The organism is Prosthecobacter sp. GW821-HT29F12, from assembly GCF_058803405.1.
Genome location: NZ_CM179517.1, coordinates 5,603,706 through 5,628,362 on the forward strand (window position 1 = coordinate 5,603,706; position 24,657 = coordinate 5,628,362).

17 protein-coding genes are annotated in these 24,657 nt (G+C 59.8%); 3 read left to right on the forward strand and 14 right to left on the reverse strand.

What is annotated here, in order from left to right; genetic code table 11:
- Positions 1-16 precede the first annotated feature (16 nt).
- The 10 genes from AC3RLQ_RS23275 to AC3RLQ_RS23320 all read right to left on the reverse strand — a co-directional run bounded on the left by AC3RLQ_RS23275 (position 17) and on the right by AC3RLQ_RS23320 (position 18,200).
- Entirely contained in the window at positions 17-2,107 is a 2,091-nt protein-coding gene (locus tag AC3RLQ_RS23275; RefSeq protein WP_493031055.1) for a hypothetical protein, read from the reverse strand.
- 77 nt (positions 2,108-2,184) lie between these two features.
- Positions 2,185-2,901 (reverse strand): YebC/PmpR family DNA-binding transcriptional regulator, encoded by a 717-nt coding sequence (locus AC3RLQ_RS23280; protein WP_422321464.1) that lies wholly within the window; start codon positions 2,899-2,901, stop codon positions 2,185-2,187.
- Positions 2,902-3,041: 140 nt separating this feature from the next.
- A complete protein-coding gene (locus tag AC3RLQ_RS23285; protein WP_493031056.1) occupies positions 3,042-3,392 on the reverse strand; it encodes a hypothetical protein in 351 nt (116 codons plus the stop codon).
- A gap of 54 nt (positions 3,393-3,446) precedes the next feature.
- Complete coding sequence (locus AC3RLQ_RS23290) at positions 3,447-9,095, reverse strand: excinuclease ABC subunit UvrA (protein ID WP_493031057.1); 5,649 nt, start codon at positions 9,093-9,095, stop codon at positions 3,447-3,449.
- A gap of 73 nt (positions 9,096-9,168) precedes the next feature.
- Positions 9,169-9,852, reverse strand: a complete 684-nt coding sequence (locus AC3RLQ_RS23295) for a hypothetical protein (RefSeq protein ID WP_493031058.1) — start codon at positions 9,850-9,852, stop codon at positions 9,169-9,171.
- Positions 9,853-9,902: 50 nt separating this feature from the next.
- Positions 9,903-10,607, reverse strand: coding sequence for a hypothetical protein (locus AC3RLQ_RS23300; protein ID WP_493031059.1), 705 nt, complete (start codon positions 10,605-10,607; stop codon positions 9,903-9,905).
- 130 nt (positions 10,608-10,737) lie between these two features.
- Positions 10,738-10,959: a hypothetical protein gene (locus AC3RLQ_RS23305; protein WP_487681109.1), complete on the reverse strand. Its 222-nt coding sequence runs from the start codon at positions 10,957-10,959 to the stop codon at positions 10,738-10,740.
- Positions 10,960-10,998: 39 nt separating this feature from the next.
- Positions 10,999-13,176 carry a thioredoxin domain-containing protein gene (locus AC3RLQ_RS23310; protein WP_493031060.1) on the reverse strand — a complete coding sequence of 726 codons (2,178 nt, stop codon included), beginning with the start codon at positions 13,174-13,176 and terminating at the stop codon, positions 10,999-11,001.
- 66 nt (positions 13,177-13,242) lie between these two features.
- Positions 13,243-15,171: a hypothetical protein gene (locus tag AC3RLQ_RS23315; protein WP_493031061.1), complete on the reverse strand. Its 1,929-nt coding sequence runs from the start codon at positions 15,169-15,171 to the stop codon at positions 13,243-13,245.
- Positions 15,168-18,200: a DUF2339 domain-containing protein gene (locus tag AC3RLQ_RS23320; RefSeq protein WP_493031062.1), complete on the reverse strand. Its 3,033-nt coding sequence runs from the start codon at positions 18,198-18,200 to the stop codon at positions 15,168-15,170. The genes AC3RLQ_RS23315 and AC3RLQ_RS23320 overlap by 4 nt, the downstream gene beginning before the upstream one ends.
- Positions 18,201-18,289: 89 nt before the next feature.
- On the opposite strand from AC3RLQ_RS23320, the gene AC3RLQ_RS23325 reads away from it, so the two are divergent.
- Together AC3RLQ_RS23325 and AC3RLQ_RS23330 are read left to right on the forward strand one after the other, a co-directional pair.
- Complete coding sequence (locus tag AC3RLQ_RS23325) at positions 18,290-19,165, forward strand: LysR family transcriptional regulator (RefSeq protein WP_493031063.1); 876 nt, start codon at positions 18,290-18,292, stop codon at positions 19,163-19,165.
- A gap of 93 nt (positions 19,166-19,258) precedes the next feature.
- Positions 19,259-19,936, forward strand: coding sequence for a hypothetical protein (locus AC3RLQ_RS23330; RefSeq protein ID WP_493031064.1), 678 nt, complete (start codon positions 19,259-19,261; stop codon positions 19,934-19,936).
- A gap of 86 nt (positions 19,937-20,022) precedes the next feature.
- On the opposite strand, the gene AC3RLQ_RS23335 is transcribed toward AC3RLQ_RS23330, so the two are convergent.
- Positions 20,023-20,991 carry a hypothetical protein gene (locus AC3RLQ_RS23335; RefSeq protein ID WP_493031065.1) on the reverse strand — a complete coding sequence of 323 codons (969 nt, stop codon included), beginning with the start codon at positions 20,989-20,991 and terminating at the stop codon, positions 20,023-20,025.
- Positions 20,992-21,202: 211 nt separating this feature from the next.
- Between AC3RLQ_RS23335 and AC3RLQ_RS23340 the strand changes: the two genes are divergently transcribed.
- Complete coding sequence (locus tag AC3RLQ_RS23340) at positions 21,203-21,628, forward strand: thioredoxin family protein (protein ID WP_493031066.1); 426 nt, start codon at positions 21,203-21,205, stop codon at positions 21,626-21,628.
- A gap of 37 nt (positions 21,629-21,665) precedes the next feature.
- Here the strand turns inward: AC3RLQ_RS23340 and AC3RLQ_RS23345 are convergent, their stop codons facing one another.
- From AC3RLQ_RS23345 to AC3RLQ_RS23355, 3 genes are all read right to left on the reverse strand, one after another.
- A complete protein-coding gene (locus AC3RLQ_RS23345; protein ID WP_493031067.1) occupies positions 21,666-22,451 on the reverse strand; it encodes an NIPSNAP family protein in 786 nt (261 codons plus the stop codon).
- 48 nt (positions 22,452-22,499) lie between these two features.
- Positions 22,500-23,621 carry a PDDEXK nuclease domain-containing protein gene (locus AC3RLQ_RS23350; protein WP_493031068.1) on the reverse strand — a complete coding sequence of 374 codons (1,122 nt, stop codon included), beginning with the start codon at positions 23,619-23,621 and terminating at the stop codon, positions 22,500-22,502.
- A 75-nt stretch (positions 23,622-23,696) separates the two neighbouring features.
- Positions 23,697-24,602 carry a sugar phosphate isomerase/epimerase family protein gene (locus AC3RLQ_RS23355; protein ID WP_493031069.1) on the reverse strand — a complete coding sequence of 302 codons (906 nt, stop codon included), beginning with the start codon at positions 24,600-24,602 and terminating at the stop codon, positions 23,697-23,699.
- Positions 24,603-24,657: the final 55 nt, after the last annotated feature.

A 24,657-nucleotide genomic window follows, 5' to 3' on the forward strand; every position in this document is an offset into this window, starting at 1 on the left:
CCGTGCCAGCAGCCCCTCAGTCATAGCTCAGCACATCGTGCATCTTCCATGACAGGCGTCCCTTGCTCACTCCATCTTCGCTCCACCGCCGCAGGTCCAGCTCCTCAAACGGCTCCAGCCACTTCAATGCCGCCTTCAGTTCCCCCGCGCCTCCGCTCTGCGCCCTTACCGTCGCAAACGCCTTCAGAAACTCCCGCAGCTTGGTGATGCTCAGCTTCACCCGCATTCCTTTGGCAGGATTCGCGTTCGGCTGCTTGAGTACTTCGGCCAAATGACTCTGCTGCACACGTGATGTGCCCAGCATGAAGAGTCGATCATTCAGCGACGCACACGGCCCCAGTTCTCTCGAATCAAACGGCAGCTCATAGCTGTAGCTCGTCAGATCACCGCTTCGCTTCACCACCACTTTAGGCAGCTCGATAGGTTGCGGTGAGGGCACGTTTTTCAGCAGCTTCTGCAGTGCCGTCTCCATGTTATCCCAGGACACCCCGATCAACGCGCGGTTCTTGATCTCATGCACACTGGCAAAGCGTGGCACCGGCACCGCTTCACCTCCCGGCGGCAGGCCCGGCAGCACCGGCATCTTCCCGCCGATGTCGAGGATGAAAGCCCCGTCCCCGCTCAGTGCCTTCTGCCAGATCGTCTTCGTGCCGTCATACATGGCGATGACGTTTGGCAGCACCGCCAGATCCGCCAGCTTGAACATCTGCGCCGACTGCTCACCGCCCACACCCGCCTTGACCAGTTCATGCGCCGTCGCATGCACCGCACGCATCCACGCTTCAAAATACGCTCTCCCCGTTCCAGCGTCCGACCCCTGCCCGCTCACGCCAAACACCAGCTCCGGTTCATCCAGCAACGCCGAGAACTGCGATGCCTTCGCCAGCTCTGCGGTTTCCGCCGCTGAGGTCCCGCCGGCCATTTCCATCTGCAGCCCGCCGTCCCACCACGCCACGGCCGCGCCGTTTGTGTGTTCGTTGCGGTAATAAGCGCGCTCCGCTGCTGCCAGCTCGACCACCTGCGGCTCCAGGGCACGTGCCACGCCTGAAAAAATCTTCTCCCGCTGCAAGCCCGCCATCACTCCCCGCACGATGGGCTGAAACGGGTGGTCCGATTGCAGCACGTCCAAGAACACACCGTCCCAGCACTCGATCAAACCCAGGCCCTTCAGCGCATGCGCATCCAGCGTGCGCAGCTCCGGCCGCGCCAGCAGCGAATCCTCCACCGAGTTGGCCAGTCGGATCTGATCCTTCGACTTCCCCACCGCCACATACGCACTTTGGGCGCCCAGGCCCAGAGCCAGCACCCACTTCTTGCGCGCCAGCACCTCCAGACCACGCGCCATCCGGTCCTTCATTTCCGGCGTGATCCCCGGCACGGCCTGCGCCAGCACCTCCAGCCACTGCCGCCGCCGCTCCGCCGTCAGCACCTGATCCATCGCGATCTCATTCACCGTGATCTTTTCTCCCTGCGCCGTCACGATACGTGACTGCGGCGCATCACCCAGCCAGTCCGCCAGATGCAGCAAGTCGCTGAACCGTTTCAGCACCTGCTCCGGCTCCGGCGATGCCACACCGATCATCACCGGCGGCATTTCAAAGCGCTCCAGCAGCAAGATCAGCGCCTCCAGTACGTCGGGGTCGCGCAGCGCGGCCTCCATCAGCTTCTTCGCATCAAAACTCGTGCCCAGACCCGCCAGCACCCCGCCGCTCATCATGCCGCGATACGCCGTCTCATTGTATAGATCGTTCAACTGCCGCAGCAGTACCAGGCTCTTCACGCTGTCCTTGCCAAAGGCCACAAACGCCTCATCCACCGTCACGCTGCTCGTCTTTTCAGGTGTCGGCGCCTTGTCCTCCAAAAACGTCATCATCTGCCCCCACCAGCGTGAGGTCTTCAGCGCCTCCGTGTGCTTTTTCAACTGCACGCTGCTCACGCAGAATTCCACATCCACCGGCACGCGGCCTGCCAGCCCCAGCCGGTCAGCCTCCGTCAGCAGCGTCGGCATCACCACCACCGGAGCTTCGGCCTTGGGCTTTGTGGCGGCCTTTTTCTTCCCGCAGCCGCACAGGAGCAGTGATCCGGGCAGCAATAATGACGCAATCAAAATGACGCAGGACGAAGCTCGAAGTTCACGCCTCAAGAGCCGTGGCCACTCATTCGTCATTCGCCATTCGGGTTTCGTCATTTCAGCGCAGCGTAAACCCGGTGCACATCATCGTGTCCATCCAATGTTTGCAGGAAATTCGTCACTTCCTCGCGCTGCTCATCCGTCAGCTCCGGATATTCCTTCGGCACGTAGCTCATTTCAGAAGTCGTCACCACCCAGCCCGCCGCCTTCAGCGCCTTCGTCACGGCATCCAGCGTCGTCGTCTGCGTGAAAAACCGCGCGCCGATATGGCCCGCTGCTTCTTCATCCTCGACCTCCATCGGCTCCACATTCTCCGCCTCGGCATTCAGCGCAGCCTCCTCGATGTCCAGCGACTTGTCCGCATGGTGAGCTTCGATCAGGCCCACATGGTCAAACATCCACATCACCTTGCTCATGGTGCCTGCACGGAACAGCACCTTGATGTCCGAGGCCGTGCGGTTGTTGTTGTCCGTCAGGCATTCCACGATCACCGGCACACGGTGCGGCGTGAAGCCCTCATACGTCGTCGTTTCATACTGCACCGCATCCGGCCCGGTGCCCGAGCCCTTCGCGATCGCACGTTCGATCGTTTCCCGCGTCACACTTTGCTTCTTCGCAACTGCGACCGCCGCCGCCAGTCGGGCATTGTACTCCGGGTGCGGCCCGCCCAGCTTCGCCGCCACCTGGATTTCACGCACCAGCTTGCCCGTGATCTTCCCCTTCTGGTCTGCGGCCATTTCCCGCCATTTCTGTTTCCATTGTGCGCCCATGATGTGTCTTTCAGTTCAAAGTTAGACCGTAATCAAAGGTGGGAGCCGTGGGAATGCAAGGAGCACCAATCGCATCATGACACCCGAGTTGATTCAGCAAGGTCAAAAAAGACGATCTCGCTCTGAATGGCCGAGTTCACTCACCCATCCCAAGGCACATCTGAAAAGCGATGATAAAGTTCGGTGGTCGGCGCGGGCTTGGCATTGAAACGTCGATGATAAGCGAGGGTTCGGGAAAAATGAACGCTCCTCCTTCCCACATGCACAGTCTGTTTGCTGTCCCTCAATGAGAGCTCCAAGAAGCTTTCAGAGGTTGCATAGCGGGATAGTTCACCCAAAATCTCATGGTTCCAAAGCGATGTCGCCACCACCATCAGGACCAGCAAGCCTGTAGAAAAAATGCCCCAAGGCAGGCTCCATTTCCATTTGCTGTCAATGCACGCCAAATGCCAGTCAGGGATGCGATGAAGGAAGGGTCTTTGTGAACGCATGCCAAAGCATGACGTCAATGAGACCCTTATCTTGGGCTCCTCCTGCCACCACCCTCACAAAAACCGTGCCGTCTCACTCCCTTTGCACTTCTTCACCTGCTCAGGCGTTCCGGCCGCGACAAGCTTTCCACCTTCAGGCCCAGCTTCGGGACCGATGTCGATGAGATAATCCGCCTCGGCATACACATCCGGATGATGCTCAATGACCACCACCGTGTGACCTTCATCCACCAGTCGGTGAAGAACATCGATCAAACGCGCCACGTCCTGCATGTGCAGCCCGATGGTTGGCTCCTCAATGAGATACAAATTCCTCTTCCCGGCCACGGTGATGCCCTTGAGCCGCTCCTTGTTCGTGCGGCCATCTCCGCTGCGCAGTTCGGTGACGAGCTTGATGCGCTGCGCCTCGCCACCGCTCAGTGTCGGACTGGGCTGGCCAAGCTGCAAATAACCCAAACCCGTGTCAGCCAGCAGCTTGAGCGGACGCGCGATCTTCTGCACGGGTGCGAAGAACTCCGCCGCTTCGGTGATGCTCATGCGCAGCACATCGCCGATGTGTTTGCCGTTGTATTCGATCTCCAGCGTGGATGAATTGAAGCGCAGGCCGTTGCAGGCCTCGCAATGCACGCGCGTGGTCGGCAGGAAGGCCATCTCCACCTTGATCTCGCCATTGCCGCCGCAGACTTCGCAGCGTCCGCCTTCGGTATTGAAGGAGAATCGGCTGGCCGTATAGCCACGGGTGCGCGCTAGAGGCACCTGCGCAAACAGCGCGCGGATGTCATCGAGAATGCCCACATACGTGGCCGGGCACGAGCGGCTGGTCTTGCCAATCGGCGACTGATCCACCTCGTGCACCGTCTGCAGATTTTCAAAGCCGCTGATGCTCTTCCAGGCCTTCACCACCTTCGCCTTCGACTTGCTGATCTTCTCCCGCACCGCCGGCGAAAGCGCGCCATGCATGAACGAGCTCTTGCCGCTGCCGCTCACGCCCGTCAGCACGGTCAGACGACCCAGTGGGATGGACACATCGATGTCCTTCAAATTGTTCGCCGTCGCGCCGGTCACACGCAGCCAGCCTTCCTTCGCTTTCAGCGCTGGCAGCGCCCGGCGTGAGCCGCGCACCGGATGCTTCAGCGGTGTGCGCAGGCTCGCGCCCGTGACGCTGTTCTTGTTCTTCAAAATCTGCGCCATCGTTCCCTGCGCCACGATCTGGCCACCAAACTTGCCCGCGCCAGGCCCCAGATCGAGGATCGTGTCCGCACGCTTCATCGTTTCATCATCGTGCTCCACGACGAGCAGCGAGTTACCCTTGTCCCGCAGCGCCATCAGCGTGTCGAGCAGCTTCTCATTGTCGCGCGGATGCAGCCCAATGGTCGGCTCATCCAGCACATACAGCACCCCGCGCAGATTGCTGCCCAGCTGTGCCGAAAGCCGTATGCGCTGCGCCTCACCACCGCTGAGCGTGTCCGCGCTGCGATTCAACTGAAGGTAGCCAAGACCCACCTCCTGCATGAACTTCAACCGCTGGGCGATCTCCTTCACAATATCCCGCGCGATGATTTCTTCGGTGCCTTCAAACCTAAACTTCGCCAGCAGCCTGCCCGCATCTCCCGCCGTCAATCCGGCGAACTGCTGAATCTTCGTGCCCTGCAGCTGCACCGCACGGCCGATCTCATTGATACGGCTTCCCTGGCAACTTGGACAGATCTCACGCGGCTTCTCTTCCTCTTCATCCGCGCTTTCAAAACGACGCTCCTCTTCGAGTTCCGCCTCCAGCACCGAGACATCCGGCTGCCGGTCGCTCAAATCCGTTTTGTGGCCCTTCACGCCAAAGCCACGGCAGTCTTTGCACCAGCCATGCGGGCTGTTGAAGCTGAACAAACGCGGGTCCAGCTCTTCAAACGAGAGACCGCATGAGGGGCAGCTCATCTCTGTGCTCAGCACGTGCATCGTCTTGTCATTGAGCCGCAGCTTGATCGTGCCCTTGCCCATCTTCAGCGCCGTTTCGATCAGTGGCCGCAGTTTCTCGGCATCATCGCTCTTTGTCACGCGCCCGATCACCGCATCAATCGTGTGCTCCTTGAAACGCTCCAGTTTCTGGAAGCCCATCGTGTCGCGGAACTCGCCGTCGACCAGCAGCGTCTCGATGCCATGCCTTCCTGCATGCTCTGCCACATCCGTGTGGAAACCTTTGCGCGCCTTGATCAGCGGCGCCAGCAGATGCCCGCCACCGCTGCGCAGATGCTGCTGCACCGTTTTCAGAATGGCCTGCACGCTCTGTTTCTTCACCGGCACGTTGCACGTCGGGCAGTACTGCGTGCCCAGCTTGGCAAACAGCAGGCGGAAAAAGTGATACACCTCCGTCACGGTCGCGACGGTCGATTTGCCGCCGCCGCGCGAGATGCGCTGCTCGATGGCCACCGTTGGCGGCACACCTGTGATGAGATCCACCTCCGGTTTCTCCATCTGCTCCACAAACGTCCGCGCATACACCGACATGCTGTCCAGAAAGCGCCGCTGCCCTTCCGCAAAGATCAGATCAAACGCCAGCGACGACTTCCCGGAGCCGCTCAGTCCCGTCACCACCACGAATTCATCCCGCGGAATATCCAGCGAGATGTTTTTCAAATTGTGCTCCCGTGCGCCGCGGATGCTGATCGTGTTGCTGGTCTCCTGCGGCAGCGAGAGCTCTCTCCTTGGAGTCTCCGCCACACGGCTCGCAGCATGCCCCTTCGAGCCTGAAAGCAGCTCATGGAGATAGCGCCCCGTGTGCGAAGCCGCGCACTCCGCCACTTCCTCGGGTGTGCCCGCAATCACCAAGCCTCCGCCCGCCTCTCCGCCTTCCGGTCCGAGATCAATGACCCAGTCGGCGCATTTGATTACTTCCAGATTATGCTCAATGACCAGCAAACTGTGACCTTCCTCAACAAGGCGTTGCAGCAGCTTCACAAGCAGCGCGATGTCATCAAAGTGCAGGCCCGTCGTCGGTTCATCCAGCAGCAGCAGACTGCCTGTCGCTGAGCCCGCTGGGTTTTCAATCAAATGCCCGATCAGCTTCAGCCTCTGCGCCTCACCACCCGAAAGCGTGTTCAGCGGCTGCCCCAGCTTCAAGTAGCCAAGCCCTGCCTCATTCAGCAGATGCAGCTGCGCTACGATCTGCTTCGCTTTCTTCGACGACTCAAACAGCGGGCTGCTGAACCACTCCACCGCAGCCTCCGCCGTCATGCCGAGCACATCATGAATGCTCTGCCCATGCAGCAGGATCTTCAGTGCCGGCGGCTGGTAGCGCTTCCCTTCACACTCGGGACAGGTCACATACAGATCGCTGAGGAACTGCATCTCGATTTTTTCAAAGCCATTGCCCGCGCAGCGCTCGCAGCGCCCCTCGCCGGAATTGAAACTGAAGAAGCCCGGCATGATGCCCTGCGCCTTCGCATCGTCCGTCTCGGAGAAAAGTGTGCGGATGTGATCAAACGCCCCCAGAAACACCGCCGGTGTCGAGCGCGGTGTACGTGCCAGAGGCGACTGATCCACCATCACCACCTCATGCAGTTGCTCCCAGCCCGTGATCTTGCTCACACGCCCCGGCTCTTCTTCACACACCTCGCCGCGCAGACGTTGCAGGTTCCGGTACAGCACATCATGCACCAGCGTCGATTTCCCCGAACCGCTCACGCCGGTGATGCAGCAGAAAACCCCAAGCGGAATGTCCACGTCCAGCTTCTTGAGGTTGTTTTGCCGAGCGCCTCGGATGCTCAGAAAGCGTGCGACATCGCGCGTGAGCGTTTTGGAGTGCTCCAGTCCTCTGGAGCTTTTCGCGGACCGCGAGGCTTTCGAAAGCGCCGGAGGACCGGCGCACTCCAGAACGCTGTCGCGTTTGATAGACCGCCGCTGCGCCGGAATGGGCACGCTCTTCCTCCCAAACAAATAATCCCCTGTCAGCGATTTCACCTTCGCCCCCAGCTTCTCCAGCGGCCCGCTGTACACCAGCTCGCCACCCTTCTCTCCACGCCCGGGACCAATGTCGATGAGGTTGTCCGCGCTGCGCATCACCGCCTCTTCATGCTCCACGACCAGCAGCGTATTGCCCTTGTCGCGCAGTCCTTCCATCACACCAATGAGACGTCCAATGTCGCGCGGATGCAGGCCGATGCTCGGCTCATCCAGCACAAACAGCGTGTTCACCAGCGAGGCTCCGAGACACGTCGTAAGATTCACGCGCTGCAGCTCGCCGCCGCTCAGCGTGCGTGTTTGACGGTCCAGATTCAGATACCCCAGCCCCGCGCGATCCATGTAGCTGATGCGGCTGGCGATTTCACCGCGTAGCATCGTCGCCACATGATCACTCGCCTTGATCGGCCACGACTGCACCAGCGGGTGCAGCTCATCCACCGGCAGCCGCGAAAGATCCGCGATGGTATGCGAGCCAATGCGGAAGTTGTACGCCTCCTTCTTCAACCGCCCTCCGCCGCAGTCTGCGCACTCCGTGTAGGCCCGGTAGCGGCTCAGAAACACCCTCACATGCATCTTGTAGCTGCGCGACTCCTGCCATTTGAAAAAGCCGCGAACGCCATACCACTCGCCACGATTATACGCCTCCTCCGGATCGCCCCGCGTGCCTTCAATGAGCCACTGACGGTCCTCCTTCGAGTAATCCTCGAACGGCTTGTGAATGTCCACGCCGCGCTTCCGCGCCGCCTTTTCCAGGTCGAGCTGAGACTCCCCATACGTGCTGCCCTGAAAGGGACGCACCAGCCCCTGATTGATGCTCAGCGACTCATCCGGGATCGCCTTGCCCATGTCCAGCCCCAGCGTGCGGCCAAAGCCCCGGCACGTCGGACACGCGCCAATCGGACTGTTAAAGCTGAACAAACCCGGCGTGGGTGCTGGCAGCGTGATGCCGCAGTCCGCACAAGACCAGTCGGTGGAATAATGCAGTGTCTCATCGTCGATGCTCGCCGCCACCTTGCCTTTGCCATAGCGCAGCGCAGCTTCCAGCGCCTCGCTCACACGTGCCCGCTGCTTCGTCTCCAGCACCACGCGGTCCTGCACCACCATCACCTGCGCAGGCAGTTTGCGGCCCTTGAGCGCGTCCGCCTCATCCAGACGAATCACGTTCCCATACAGCCACACCCGCAGAAAGCCCTGCGCCTGCAGAAACGCCGCAAAGTCCTCCGTCACCGTGTTTTTCGGCACCGGCACAGGAAAGAGAATCAGCGCCTGTTTTCCCGCATGCGCGTTCAGCAGTTCATTGAGAATGCTCTCCGGCGACTCCGGCCGCACCGGCCTGTGGCAGGAAGGGCACGTCGCCTCCGCCAGCCGCGGGAACAGCATCTTCAGGTAGTCATTGATCTCCGTGATGGTCCCCACCGTCGAGCGCGTGCTGCGCATGTTGTTCACCTGCTCGATGGCGATCGCCGGCGGGATGCCCTCGATGGAGTCCACCTTCGGCTTGTCCATGCGCTCAAAGAACTGTCGCGTGTAGGGCGAAAACGTCTCCACATACCGCCGCTGCCCTTCCGCATAGATCGTGTCAAACGCCAGCGACGACTTCCCCGAGCCGCTGGGCCCCGTGATCACATTCAGCTTCCCCAGCGGCAGATCGAGATCGATCCCCTTCAAATTGTTCTGCCGCGCCCCACGAATGCGAATGACATCGTTGAGAGACTTCCGGGCGGCAGTTTTTTTGGCAACACGAGACATGGGGGTGCGAGAGTACAGATACGCTCCTCACTGGCAACCGGGCGCTCGCGATCAAGAAAAGAAAGCGTTTGGCTCAGCCAATGGTGAACTCCAGCTTCGTTTCAAGAAAGTCGCCAAAAGGAAAGGCGTAAAGCAGCCCGTCCATTTCCAGGTAGAGCTTGCCGTTACCGATCCCGCGAATTCTGCCATCTTCGGTATTCGGGCTCAAGTAAACCCGTGAGCGTGAGGGTGGTCGAAAGTACTTAACCGTCCATTTTTCCGGGGAAGTGGGTTCTATGCCTTTTTCGAAAACAATGCAGCGCTTCGTGGTCCACTCTATTTTTTCAAAGATCAACAAGCTCTGGCATTCCAAATTGTAAAAGAAACGGGGCTCAAATGAACCCTCGCCGACATGGGTGGTGCTAAACAAGCTTTCCGCTTCGGCCACCTGCTTCCCGTCCCAAAACAGACGATAACGTGACTTCGTGCGCATGGGTCCGGAGACATCGCCGTTCACATGCACCAATTTGCCGAGATCGAGCTTTAAAACGAGATGTTCTCCAAACTGCAGGCTCTTAAAATGGTCTCCAGGCCCTTTAGACTCTCCCACGAAAGGAAGTTCATTCTCCGTGCATCGGTATCGCCGGTAGCGCTCCACAAACTCAGCCTTTGGCTGCTCGTCTGGCACGGGTGGAGGTTTAAGGCGCTGATTCACGCCATTTTCGGACTGACATGCTGCAAACAAAAATAGGCATGCGGTTAGGACTGAGATCTTCATGAAAATAACGTCAGCATTTTTACGCCACCAGCGCTTGGCCTGATCGACATTCAGCCAATCGTGTATTCCAAAAGAGAGCAGGTCAAAAGGTCTTCAAACGGAAATTCATAGATCCCATTATAATCGATGTACAGCTTGCTCCGTTCAATGCCTTGCATCCGGTCCTGCATGTCTTCTTCCCATCCTGGAATACATAGATAACGTGCCTGCCACTTTGAAGGCTCTTCGTTGATGTTCGGACTTCCTGAAACCGGAGTCATCAAAATGCATCGGTGGGTTACTCCAAACCACTCTTCCTCAATCAAGAGGCCTCCATCGACAGGATCATAAAAAACCCGTGTCCTTATGCTGGCGTTCTCAATGGAGTCATCTTCTGCATAGATGCTTTCTGCCTCAGCGAGCAGGCGTCCGTCCTTGGTGAGAAGCTTATATTTGGATGTGGTTCGCTTCGGGCCTGTAATGTTTCCCGGTTTGACAGAATATCGCTTCCCAAGAAACAGTTTCAGACAGATTCCAGGGCGGTTCATGAAGGAGAATTCCGTGGGGATGCCATTGCGAACAGTCTTGGGACGCAGGGTTTCTCCCTTTGCTCTTCCGGTGGTTTTATGGGCGGCATATTCCTGCGAGAATTGGTTGGCGCGAAAAGAGGCTCCCATGTCATTGACCGGTGGTGCTGGAATAGTTTGAGTCGCCGGAGTTGTTTTACATCCAGCGAGAAAAGCGCAGGCAGATAGGATAAATCGAAGCCGGTTCATTAACTTCACCGCTTGATGCCGCATGAGGGGCATTTCAACCCAGAAAGGGATTTTTTGACAATGCGAGGCTTAGGGCGCTTGCGAAAGAAAGCCTGGTGCTTCATTTCCCGCCCGCCAAAACAATCTCCTTTCATGCGACCTTCTGGCGCGAGCGAATCTTTCCTTTGAGTTCATCCCAGGAGATGCCGCTGTCAGGCTCGTCACGGTATTCGTGAAGGCGTTGCTGAACTCGTTCCAAGAGCGCCGGATTCCGCTGCACATCGAGCAGCGCATCCAAACACAGCTCTTCTGCGAGCAGAATCTTGTCTTCAATGCTCAAGGAATGAAGAGAGGGATGTTGCTCAATAAGCATGGGCTGAGGATATGAGGGAGACAACCTCTACTCAAGAAGCTATTTCCCCAGCACCTTCTCCAACCCCTCCACCGTCGTCACCGGTGCCTGGCACGTAAAATTCTGGCACACATACGCCGCAGGCTGCCCGTTCACGGGCTTCATTCCCGCAAGCACTTCATTGTGTGTGGCCAGCCATTGCTGACCTGTTCCCCCGTCCGCACATAGAATCACCGCCGTAGGCAGAAAGCGCCGCTGCACGTTCGCGGCCAATGCCTTGAACGCCGCGCTGCTCACATCCCCCGCCAGCACGATTTGCTGCTTGCCGCGATGATGCATGTCAAACGCGATGGCCATCACCGGTACCGAAGACGGGCTGCTTTGCAGCGTGGAGCCAAAGAGCGCGAAAATCTTCTCGGCCTGCTTCTTCCACTCGTCTTTGGCCAGCAACGCGCTGAGGCGCACGAGATTGAGCGCAGCCAGCGAGTTCGGTGACGGCTCAGCACCATCATAGTCCTCCTTGATGCGGAGCACGCTGTTCGGCATGTCCGTGTGCACGCTGTAGTAGCCGCCATGTTTCGTGTCGAGAAACAGCGCGTCCATCTCCGTCTGCAACGCCGTGGCCCATTGCAGCCACTTCACCTCAAACGAAGCCTGATAGAGATCAATGAGCCCGTGAATCAGGCAGGCGTAATCAATCGCAAAAGCCCTTGGGCCACGCTCACCTTCGCGCCAGGAGCGGTGCAGTTCCTTGCCCGGTGTGGTGCAAAGCTGGTCATGCAGGAACTGCGCGGCATCCGCTGCGAGCTTGATCATCTCGGCATCCCCAAACGCAGCCCCTGCACGGGCAAGCCCGGAGATCATGAGCCCGTTCCACGCGGCGATGACCTTGTCATCGAGATGCGGACGCGGGCGCTTCGCACGCGCTTCAAACAGCGTGGCAATGCCTTGATCGATGATCGCTTTGACCTCTTCCGGCGTCTTCTTGAAGAACTCGGCAGTCTTCTTGAAGGAAATGGCGCGGTAAAGAGTGTTCAGACCCTTGAGCTCGCCATGCGGATCGCTTTCCGGGCGCGCATTGCCATCGCGGCGTGCACCGTAGGCATAGCGGAAGATGCTGCCGTTTTCCTTGCCCAGCAGTTCGTCGATCTCCGCCGCCTTCCACACGTAGAAGGCCCCCTCGGTTTTGTGCTCCGCATCGGCGCTGGCCAGGCTGTCCGCGTCTTCAGCAGAGAAGAATCCGCCATCCTTCTGCCGGAGGTCGCGCTTCACATAGGCCACCGTGCTGCGCACGATGTTTTCAAACAGCACATTCTGCGAGAGCTGCCACGCCTCCGTATAGGCCGTGAGCAGCTGCGCCTGATCGTACAGCATTTTTTCGTAGTGCGGGATGTGCCAGTAGCCGTCCACGCTGTAGCGATGAAATCCGCCGCCGATGTGGTCGCGCATGCCGCCATTCGCCATGCCGCGCAGCGTCTTCACCGTCATCTCCATCGCCCAGTTGCTCTCAGATTCGCGGTCATTCCCCTTCCGCTCCGCCAGGATGCGATGCACCCGCATCAGCATGTTCAGCGACGTCGGTCTTGGAAACTTCGGCGCACTGCCAAACCCGCCCTCATGATAATCAAACGAGCCCGAGAGGTCATCGTAGGCCTTCTGCACCAGCGTCTCGTGATTGATCTCATCCAGCGCGGTATTTTCGTTGTCCAGATGGTCCTGCAGCTTCTCCACCGAGCGCGCCGCACGTTCGTCGATCCCCTTGCGGTCCTCCGTCCACACCTTGTGCAGTTCGTTGAGCAGGTTTTTGAAGCCAATGCGCCCCGGCGTGTTCTCCGGCGGATAATACGTGCCGCCATAAAACGGCTTCAGCTCCGGCGTCAGAAACACACTCATCGGCCACCCACCGTGCCCGCTCGCCGCCTGCACATACGTCATGTACGTCAGATCCACATCCGGCCGCTCCTCGCGGTCCACCTTGATGGGAATGAAGTTGTCATTGATGATCTTTGCCGTCTCCTCGTTCTCAAACGACTCGCGCTCCATCACATGGCACCAGTGGCAGGTCGAGTAGCCGGAGGAGAGGAAGATCGGCTTGTCCTCGGCCTTCGCCTTCTTGAACGCTTCCTCGCCCCAGGGCAGCCAGTTTACCGGATTGTGGGCATGCTGCAGCAGGTAGGGCGAGCGCTCCTTGGCGAGGGCGTTGGTAAATTTGGGGGGCTGGCCGGTCGTATCACTCATGGTTGGGGGTAATGAGATAACGTCCGCATGAGGGCCGGGGTTGCAAGGCGAAGCCTTGACCTTCACTCACTCCACCTTCTTCGGCAGCATCTTTGCCACCACCCAGAGAAGCGCTCCCACCACCAGCGCCAGCGCGGCCCAGAGCCAGGGGCTGCCCTTGCCGGTGGGGCCGCTGGCATCGGCCTCGAAGCCGGGCAGCTTTTCTTCATCGCCCAGTGTGGCGGCGATCTGGGTGGCCTTTTCAAAATCAGGCCTCACCAGCTGGAGATCGTAGCGCGTGTAGGGAGCGCGCCGGTTGCCGTAGCAGATTTGCACAGGCGTGGTGTCCGGCACGCGAAACATCAGCCGCACCACGGGATACACCACCCGGGCGGCGGTGATCTGCAGCCGCGCATTGTCGCCGTTGTCCGTGGCCAGGTGGATCGTGGCGGCACGCGGCGCGGTGTAGAGTGCAAGATGAAAGGTGCTGGCAGCCTGGCCGGGCAGGCGCTGCCAGTTGGCATTGCTCAGGATGCGTTCGAAATGCCCCTTCTCCGTCAGATGCTGCTCGGAAACGGTCAGCGTCCGCGCAAACAAGGGCGTGGGGGAGTCCAGCAGCAGCTCGCTCGCTGGAAAATTCGCAAACGGCATCTGAATGTCCCATTTGGACCATCGGGGCTTGTCAGGATCGGGCACTTCTGTGATGGAGACTTCGACCTCCCTGTCCACGCCCGGCTGGATGGCGAGAAACGGTATCTGATGTCCATCTCGTACCACACGCATGTCGTGCAGGTCATTCGCCGTGAGAGCGAGCACTTCGGGAATCAGCTCCACCACCAGCACCCCGGCTTCCTTGAATTGCACCGGCCGCCGAAACGACCACGGAGAGACATCGATCTCCGGACCCACATCCCCCACATCAGGGGCGGTGGCCGTTTTGCTGAAGGCGGTGTTGGCTTTCACGACGCTGGCCATGGCGGACTGCGCGGAGGCATCGCGCAGCTTGTCACCGAGCGCGGCGATGTCATAGCGCGGCTCCGGCGCCTGCACATTGCCAATGTAAAACTGCCACTCCCCGGCGGCATCCGCTTGAAACACCACCGGCACCGGATGCCGCGTCGCTTCGATGCTCTCGATCCGCAGCGGCGGACTGTCGCCATTGCGAATCACGAGCTCCACTTCACGTGTGGTCGCCAGCTGATGCACGGCGATGTCGAGATCCTCCGCACTGCGGCCCTCATGCTGCAGCCGGAAGAGCGTGGCACGCGCGCCCAGCAAAGAGGCTTCACGTTGAAACACCGCTTCAGGTGTATGCAGCCGCACGTTCCCCAGCAGAACATTGGCGCTGCCCAGATCGAGTTTCAGATGCGTGTCACCAGCGCTCTCCGTGCGCCCACGGATCTTCACCGGCTGCGACAGCGTGTGCCATTCGGGCAGATCCCGCCGCACCTGCGCCCCGGTAAATACCACGGGCTTGCTGCGCGCATCATCCAGGGTCACACGGAAATGCGTCCATGCCCCTGGCGCAAAGGTGAAGCGCAGCCGCTCCGTCCCGTTTTGCCGGCAGAGCAGCTCGTTGCTGGCCAGTGTCTGCCAGCGGGCCCCATCCAGGCTTGCTTCAAGAGTGGCGGACTTGATGAAGCCTGCCGCCGGAGTTTGCAGCAGCACTTCCGAAGTTGTGCTGCCCGCAGGCGGCCGAAATTCGAGCACGGTGTTCAAGGTGTTCGGATTGAGTGCCGCCCTAAACTCGGGGACCTCCACCATCTCAGGCCGGATGATCCGTGGCTGAGCGATGATGTAGGGCGTCTCCACATTGCCGGGGCTGATGATCCGCAGGTCATGAAACGCCGCGCCTCCCTTCGTTTGCGAGGCATCAAGCAGCTCCGGTTCGAGTTCGATGCGCGTGAGTCCGGGCTGTGTGACGCGCACCGTTTGACGATGCGTCCACGCGGCAAAGTCAGCCGCACCGGCGATCGAAGACAGGCACAGGGCGATGAGCAGAAGAGGCGGTTTCATGATTTGTCGTCAGTGAGGAAACGTTGATACAGGAACGAAGCGGCCAGGGCAATGACGGCCACCACCATCAGCGCGCCAATGCGGTAGATGCTTTCGATGTTTGCCAGATCGTGCACAAACAGCTTCAGCAGCGCCACCGCCAGCAGTCCGACTCCCGCGTAGCGCGTGGGCGCGTTGCGCTGCCAGATGCCGATAATGAGCAGCACGAGCGCATACAGCGCCCAGGCGATCGTGTAGGTCATGTCACGCCCGAAGTTGCCATCGAAGTCAAAGGTGATCGAGTGTTCACCTGCAGGTGTGAAGGCATCCGCGATCTCAATGTTCAGCAGCAGAAAGAGCAGAATGCCACCAAAGGCGCAGAACACACCTCGCAGGTTCACCTTGTCCCAGCAATCATTCGGCGGGCTGAGCCAGCGTGCCGCTGCAAACATCGCCAGCGCTGATAGGCTGTAGGCGTAGAGCTGCCAGTTCAGGATGGCCGTTTCACCGCGCATTTGATAATCCAGAACCGCTGGATTGAGCGCCAGCCGCACGAAGGCAGCCACCAGCAAAACCGTGCCCGTGCCGCGCAGTCCTGGATGCGGAACGCGGCGGAAAAGCCAGCACAGCGCCGCACCTTCCAGCGCCCAGCCCAGCGTGATCCACTGCTTCTCAAACTGGATCGGGAAAATGAGCGTGATGAAAAACAGCGCCACACCCCCAAACCACGCGAGCTGCGTGAGTCGCGCCGGATTCTCCGCCGCATGCTGCTTCAGCACAAAGACGAGGCACAGCAGCGGTGCGACTGCAAACGCCACAGGCAGCAGCCCCATCATCTCATTCGGCCAGGTCAGGCCCACGAGACGATGGACAAGCCCAAAGGTCCCCAGCCCCGCAGCCGCCGAGGCGATCCATGGCAGCTGGCGTGTGGCAAAGAGCTTAGCAAACACCAGCGGAAAGGACGTGAAGAGCACATAGAAGCCCAGATACCATAGCAGCGGCGTGGCGGCGTGTTCCGCGTTGAAGCTCTGCTGATGCCACGCCCACTCCAGCGCCAGCACACAGCCCAGCGCCGTCGGCACCAGCACCGTGAGACCGCTGATGTATGCAAGCCCCAGCAGAAACACCGTGAGCAGCAGCGCGAGGCCAAACACCGGCGAGGGATCAATCACGTGCAGATGCAGTGTGGCGAGAATCAGCAGCGCAAAAGGCAGCACCGCAGAGCTGACCGGCAGCATCCCTGCCAGCGGCACCTTCGGCATTTTGCGCGAGAGGAAACTGCTGGCCACACCAAACAGCACCGCAAAGCCGCCCAGCACGATGAGGAACAGTCCCAAGCCGCCGGCGGTATTCGCAGGCAGACGAAACAACCACGCGCCTGCCGTGAGTAGTGTCAGCGCCAGTGCGGCGAGCACAGGAATCAGCGCACCCGTGAAAATCGCCAGACCAATGATGAGCAGATCCACCAGCAGGATCGCCGGCCACAGCATGAGGCTCACCGCATCCAGACACAGCACCGGCATGAGCAGCAGCACCAGCGTGATCACCGGCGTCCAGCTCATGAACAGCGTGGCGGACTGGCTGCGGCGCTGCCACAGCACGGCAAAGGCGGTGTGCAGCAGGCCAAAGCCGAGATAAATGCCCAGCGCGTAGGGAAGCAACTCGTCGGTGAGCCTTGTGGTGGTCCAGATCGACAGATGCAGAAACGTGAGTGTGGCGACGATGCCTTGAGTCCTGGCCACTCGCGGCTGCTGCCACACAACGAGCATGACGACGGCATTGATCCCGAGCACAAAAGTGTACAGCAGCGTGGGCCGCTCCGTGATGGCACCAAATCCAAGGAAGACAAACGCGGCGCACAGCGCACTGCCACACAGGGCCAGCGCCGCACCCGCATGGTAGGCATCCTCATCCTCACGCTGACGCGACCACCAGGCCGCGAGCATGAACAAGGTGGCAAAGCCAAGAAACACGATCACCGGAATCCACGTGGCCGAACCCATGGCATACTCGGAAGAGCGGAAGAATTTCAGCATCCACCCCGCCTGCATAATGATCGTGCCAGCCGCCGCCAATGCCGTGAGATGCAGCCACCGCTTATGTTTGGCCACGGCCAGCACGCCGATGTCCAGCAAGGCGATGTAGCTGAACAAACCCAAAGGATTGTCCTGGCCGGTGGAGCAGAGGATCGGCGTCAAAAAGCCGCCCAGCATGCCCAGCACCGCCACCACTTGCGCCTCCATCCGCACCGCCAGCAGGAAAGCCGTCGCAGTGATCAGAGTCATCATGCCAAACGTCACCAGCGCATGATTGAAGGGAGGAATGTGGTAGAGCGCATGCGCGGCAAAACTCACGCCATACAGCACCACGATGCCCGTGGCGCACAGCGTGTGCGCCAGCGTGGCATACGGCTTGCGGCGCTGGATCACCACCCCCGCACCCACAAGCCCCGCGCCGATCACAAAACCAATCGCCGTGCGCAGTTCGGGGGAAATCCATCCGCGCTCGATGCTGAGCTTCACAAAGAAGATGATGCCCAGAAACAGGGCCAGCCCGCCCACCCACGCGAAGAGCTTCGCCCCCATGAACTGTTCGAGAGATAGGCCCGGTGCAGGCGCATGGCGCGGCTTGGGTTCCTCCATGGGCCTGAAGTCCGGCGTGTGCACGATAGCAGGGGGCGTGGGAGTTTTGACCGCAGCGGGTTCAGAGGGTGGGATCGGCGGCGGTGTGGCCGGAGCCGTCACGAAGACGGGTTCAACCGAAGAAACAGGCGCATGCTTGGCGATGGCATCAGGCGCTGCCACCGGGGCGGCAGCCGCCGGAGCCTGCTGTGCCTGTGCCGGCCTAGTCCCGGCTTCGAGCGCTTCGATGCGCCGGATCAGCCGCGCCTCGCGTTCGATGCTCCGCGTGGCGATTTCCCGAAGCGAGCTGATTTGTGCGCCCAGTTCATCGCCGCGCCGCCGCGCCCTGACGGCAGTGACGAGCGCGATGATGGGCATGATGAGCACCGCGCCACCGATGATCACGAGAAGGAGAATGATTTCGTCCATAAGATGTCGCAGTCTCTCAGGATCGACAGACAAGGGAAATTGATATTTCCACGTGGCATCATTGATAAACCGTATAGCCTTTCACCTACATGAACGTCCATCACCTCGAACTTTTCTACTATGTGGCGCGTCACGGCGGCGTGAGTGCGGCGGCCCGGGCCATGCCCTACGGCATTCAGCAGCCGGCCATCAGCGCCCAGATTCTCCAGCTCGAAGATGCGCTTGGTGTCACCCTGTATCAGAGGCGCCCCTTCCAGCTCTCCCGCGAAGGGCAGACGCTCTATGATTTCATCGCGCCCTTCTTCGGTGGCCTCACCGAGATGGGAGACCGCCTGCGCGGCGGCGGTGAAAACCGGCTGCGCATCGCCTCCGCAGAAGTCGTGCAGCGGGACTACCTGCCGGAACTGTTCGGCCGCATGCGGCGGCGGGTGAAAGGGTTTCATTTCACCCTCACCCATGGCCGCCAGCAGGAGATCGAAACCCTGCTGGCCGCACAAGAGGTGGACATCGGATTTGGCACCCTCATGGAAAAAACCGTGGCCAACATCGAATCACGCGAGCTCCTCCGTCTGCCGATGGCCCTGCTGGTACCCAAGCAGAGCGGCATCACCAAGGCCGAGCAGATTTTTGAAAAGGACCGCATTGATCTGCCGCTCGTGGCCTTGGAGGCCAAAGATGTGGTGTCGCGTTCCTTTCAGGCCGCCTTGCGCCAGCGCGGTGTCGAATGGCTGCCCAGTCTCGAAGTCGGCAGCTTCGATCTCGTGCTGCGCTACGTTGTCGAAGGTTTTGGTGCAGGCCTGATCCTGCGCCATCCGCGCATTGAACTTCCCGCCCATGTGAAAGCACTCGCGCTGGACGATTTCCCGCCGCTTTGCTTCGGAGCGCTTTGGACAGGACGCCTTTCGCCATTGGGAGAGGCCTTCCTCGCGGAAGCGACGGCCCTGGCGGCTGAACTGGCCCCGTAGTGGGAGAGGCTTGGTGCGGCTTGTCCGGCCTAAATCATGTTCCGCAAGAATCGAATGAATAAGCTTTGAGCCTACGCGTCGGAGGTGAGGATTATGAAAATCAAATCGCTCTCACTTCTGCTCGCTTCACTGACCGTCGCTATTTCTCTGACCTCCTGCGAGGAGTTCGCTGGCCCTTACGCTTCCGGCTATGGTTATGGCGGTGGGTACTCTTCCCGGCCAAGCTACTACGGCGGCGGCTACAACTCGCGGCCGGTGGTGTCTTACAACAGCTTTAACAGCTACAGCTCACGGCCCTATTCCGGTTATTCAAACCGCTCTTACTCCACGCCCAGCTTCGCTTCATTCGTGGGCGCTCCCTCGCACCACTCCAGCCGCGGGTACTCATCTCCTTCCTACGGTCATCACCAGCACCACTCGTCCGGTCACTCCGGCGGTGGTTTTTCCAGCGCTCCCTTTTCCTTTGGCGGCAGCTCTCATCACTCCGGTGGCAGCACGCACCATGCAGGCGGCAGTTCCGGTGGCTTCGGTGGTGGCTTCGGTGGTGGCGGCTTTGGTGGCGGCACCACGCACCACTCCAGCGGTGGCTTCGGCGGTGGAGCACCCTCCGGAGGCTCCGGTTTCGGCGGCAGCTCCCACCACCACAGCAGCCACTCATCCGGCGGCGGTTCGCCTGGTGGATTTGGCGGCGCTCCATCCGCTCCATCAGGCGGTGGCGCTCCCAGCCACTCGGGTGGCGGGCATCACAGCGGCCATCATGGCATGCATTGAGAGTCGGAACGACCTTCAAGAAACCTGATCATTGCAGCGCCCGGAGGTTTTCTCCGGGCGTTGTGTTTTTTAGCACCTGATTCAGCTCACTCCTGCGGCAGGTAGCCAATCACACGCGGCTTGCCCGTGCCTTCCCACAGCATCAGCGCGGGGCCTTTGTTTTCCTCCGTCGCATCTCCGCAGAAAAACACCCGCGGCGTGCCGCCAATCTCAGTGGCACAGAACCCGGCCGCGTATTCCATGTCATCCGTAATGACCTCGGTTTTGTTCAGCGAGTAGGACATGGCATCGAGCTGATCTTTCGCGCTCGGAGAATCGTTGGAGGTCGGCGCGTACATGGGCTTGGCAGGCAGCGGCGTACGCAGGATCGCGGACATGTGATGTCCGCGCAGCTGAGCGTAGATCCATTTTCCTGCCGGAGCCACATGCTGCACCCACATGCTGCCGCCATTGGCTTCATCCGTGTTCATGATGGCCAAAGGCGCGATGCGCGCTCCCACCAGCGTGCCCAGACGCTCGGTGCCCGTGTCGTCATCCACCTGGATGCCACCTTCCCACACATCGCCGTCACTGATGAAAAACAGACGGCCGTCGTTGGAAAAAACACCGCCAGTCGCGCTGCTCACGCGGCGGCAGAAAATGGACAGAAAGGGATGCTTGCCGCCTGGTTTGCGACCATAGAAAGTCCCCATGCTCGTCGCGTCAGCGGTTTCATTGCCACTGACAAAAAGACAATCCGTGAGCGGCGTGCCCGGCACCGTGACCACGAACAAATCCGTCGCGCCCACCACCGGTGCCGTGGCGTAAACGCGTTTCACTGGCTTCGCTGCACCGGGCGTCCATACCCACACGCCCTCTTTGGCAAGAAACAGCGTCTCACCCTCGCTGCCTGCCGCCACGCTTTCGATGCTCTCGTCCTTCAGCTCTGCTGGCAAAGGCGCCTGCGTGATCTTTCCCGTGGCAATGTCCACCTGCACCAGCCCGGAGCGGCCCCGGCTTCCGAGCCCCATCGTCACTGTCCTGCCGTCCTTCGAAAAGAAGGCCTCATTGGCCATCCCGGATTGAATTGAAAACGTCAGGGCAAGGGAAGCACTGACAAGAAGAACCGGAAGTTGTGAGATGCTCATAGCCCACGGGTTAAGGCAGCCTGCTGGCAAGTCAATGCACATCAGCCACCACCAGATTCTTCGATCTGACGCAGAATCCGGGAATAAAAAACGCCCCCAGCACATCTCATGAATCGTTCCCTTTAATACCCCCCAAACCATGAAAAAAACCATCCTCCTCATCCTCGCTGCCGCCTCGAGCCTCGCCCTGGCCAGCGACTTCCCGAAAGGCAGCCCGGACTTCAAAGACAGCAGCACCGCCGCCATGAGCGCCGCTAAAAAATCCAGCAAGCCGGTCATCCTCGTCTTTTCCGCTGCCTGGTGCCCGCCCTGTCAGGCCATGAAACATGACGTCTATCCCAGCGCCGAGGTGAAGGCCTTCCACGACAAGTTCGTCTGGGCCTACATCGACATCGATGATGCACGCAATGAAAGCGTCGCCAACAAATACGGCGTCAACGGCATCCCGCACATCGAGTTCCTCAATGCCGAAGGCAAGGAGGTTGCCAAACAAGTCGGCGGCACCTCCTCCGAAGAGTTCGCCAAGACACTCCAAAACGTGCTGGCCAAGGCGAACAAATCTTGAGCCGCCGTGAAGCAGGAGCCGGGGTCATCCCGGCTCCTCAGATCTGTGAATACGCTGTCGGCACCAGCACCAGGTTCGTGATGCGTGACACGATCTCCTTGTCCGTGAAGCCGGGCGTCGTTTTGAGCTTCGTCCATTCCGGATCGACGCGGAAGGTGTTCCAGGCCTGATCCTTCGCTGCGGCATCGCTGAAGCTCAGCATGTAGGTCAGGTTGGGCATCAGCGGTCCCACGATGGTTTCGCCAAAGAAAACAGCGTTAAGTCCGCTGCGCTTGAAGATCGCCAGCTCGCCGATGTTGAACATCTCGATTTTCTTTTTCCCCGTCTTCTCGCTGGGGCTCTCATAGATGCGCAGCTGGTAAACCTGGCTTCCCTTCTCCGGCACCGCCATTGCAGGCATGCCTGCAATGCCCTGCGTCAGCCAGCTTTCAACGCGTTCATAAACGGTATCCGTCGCCGGTGCATCCAGATAGGCCGCGCCCTGCTTCTGCAAGGCCGCGTCTGCCAGCAAATCCGCACTCTTCGCGATTTGATCCAGCGAGCTGTACCGCAGCACTACATAAACCACGGGCGTCCCTTCCGCCTTCTCCGGCAGAAACACCCCCACGTTTTTCACGCCGAGACGGTTCAACGCCGGGATCGCCGCATCCTTCAGGTAAGCCTCCAGCACACTCTGCTTCTCGGGTGCTTTGAGCGTATACTTCCGAATTTCAAAATACTCCCGCGCAGCTCCGTTTGGCTCATCAGCCGCAGGCAGATTTTGAATAGCACCGACGAGCCCGCTGGCGGCCACGGTGGATTTGAGGAAAGTGCTTCGAGTCATGAGAGGGTTGGTAGGTTAAGTGTTGGAATAGAAATGGGTGTGCTTGGCTCAGCGAGCACGTCGCGTGCGGCTGGGAGTTCTTTTCTTGGATCGTGTCGGGGTGGGCTTGTCTTGCAATCTCTGCTCGCGCGCAAAAATCTCCATTTCACGATTCAGTTCGGCCCGCAGTTCGTCCTCACTGGGAAGCACGAGCCGGTATTTGCTGGCAAAAAGCTGTTCATGACCGTGCAGCACGGAATAGCGCACCACGCTGGCATCCTTGTGGGCGCACAGAATGATGCCCACCGTGGGTCCGTCTCCCGGCCCCCGATGTTGCTCGTCATACATGCGCACATACATGTCCATCTGGCCGATGTCCTGATGCTCCAGCTCCCGGGTTTTGAGATCGAAGAGGACAAAGCATTTCAGCACGTAGTTGTAGAAAACCAGGTCCACGTAGAAGTCCTTCGTTTCCGTGCTGATGCGTTGCTGCCGCGCCACAAACGCGAAGCCCTTGCCCAGCTCAAGCAGGAAGGACTGGAGATTGCTGACGAGCGAGTCTTCCAGATTCGACTCCAGCAGCTTGCCTGTGCCGGGCAGTCCCAGAAACTCCAGCACGATCGGATCACGAATAAAGTCGCGCGGGCTGGGCGTTTCCAAGGCCAGATTTTTCACCGCCTCCGCCTTCACGGCTTTTTTGTCCCGGCTCCTCAGCAGCCTCTCATAGTAAAGGCTGCCCATCTGCCGTTCCAAAGCACGCGTGCTCCAGTTCTGCGCGATGGACTCACGCACATACCATTCACGGGCTGCTTCATCATCCACGCGCAGAAGAAGGCGGTAATGCGTCCAGCTCAATTCAGGACGCACTGCGTCACAAATTGGAAATGCCCTGTAAAACAGCCGCATCTGCCTCAGATTCGAGTCATCATATCCACGGCCAAACTCCGTTGTCAGCTTGTCTGCCAGCCGTCTAAGCAGGCCCGCTCCATATTCAGCCCGTTGCGCTCCCTCTTGCTCAAACTCCACGATATGACGGCCCACCTCCCAGCAGGTGCGCACCTGCATCACATCGACAGCGCGCAGCAGCTGCGCTCGGGATTCCAGAATCAGCCCGCGCAACTGGCTCAGCAGCTGGTCAAAACCATGACCCGCCTTGACGATGGATTGCCTGGGCTTCTTCGGTAAAGGCATGCGTCCCAACATTGAACGTCGCTGCCGGACTCTCAACCACGTTTCTCCACAAACCCTTGGTGGAGTCAGCAGTCTTCATGCTTTCGCCAGCGCACCCGCCAGCACCCCATAGCACTTCTTCGCCGCTGCAATCGGCTCATACCCCGGCTTGCTGAAGATCTGCCCGCTCACCTCCACCACCACGGGTCCGTGGTAGCCATGCTGCTTCAGCGCCGTGAAATACTTCACATAATCGGTCTTCCCCTCGCCCGGCAGCAGGAACTGAAACTTCGCGGCATCACCCGTCGCGTCCTTCACATGAATGAACTTCGTGCGCGGCAGCAGCAGTTTCATGCTTTCCTCCATGTCGATGCCCTGCAGCTCAAAGTGGCTGTAGTCATACGTCACCTGAATGGCCGGAGACTTCACCTGCTCCAGCAGCCACAGCAGTCGTTCCGGCGAGTTCACCGCACTGCCCACATGTGCCTTGATCGCGATCACGATCTTCTCCTTCTCCGCCACCTCCGACCAGGCGTGCAGTTTCTCCACCATGCCCGACTTCTGCTGCTCCCACGTCGCTGGTTTCCCACCGCACACTGTCTCGATGATTGGCGGCTGCGCGGCGTTCATGTCCCGTGCCACCTGCGCCGCATCCTTGATGCCTTGCAGGTTCAGCGCATGCGCCTTGTCATCCGCCGTCAGGCTCAGATTCACCATCAGGCAGGGCAGGTCCAGCTTCAGCGCCTGAAGCTGCTTCACCGCTTCAGCCCGCGCCTCCGCCGTGAAAACCTTCGGCTCCGTGGGAAACCCCGCATTCAGAGCCATCTCCACATTCGCATAGCCGATCTCCGCGCATACCTTCAACGCTTCGCTCAGAGTCAGCGTCTTCATCCCATACAAACTGAAACCCAGACTGACACCTCCCGGTGCCGCAGCACGCGCAAATGATGGCAGGGCGGTAAACCCCAGAGCAGTGTGAAGAAAATGGCGGCGTGTGGTCATGAGGGATTTGGGTGGGTGGACTTGTTTGATAAACTACCGGGCGCTGCATTCCTTG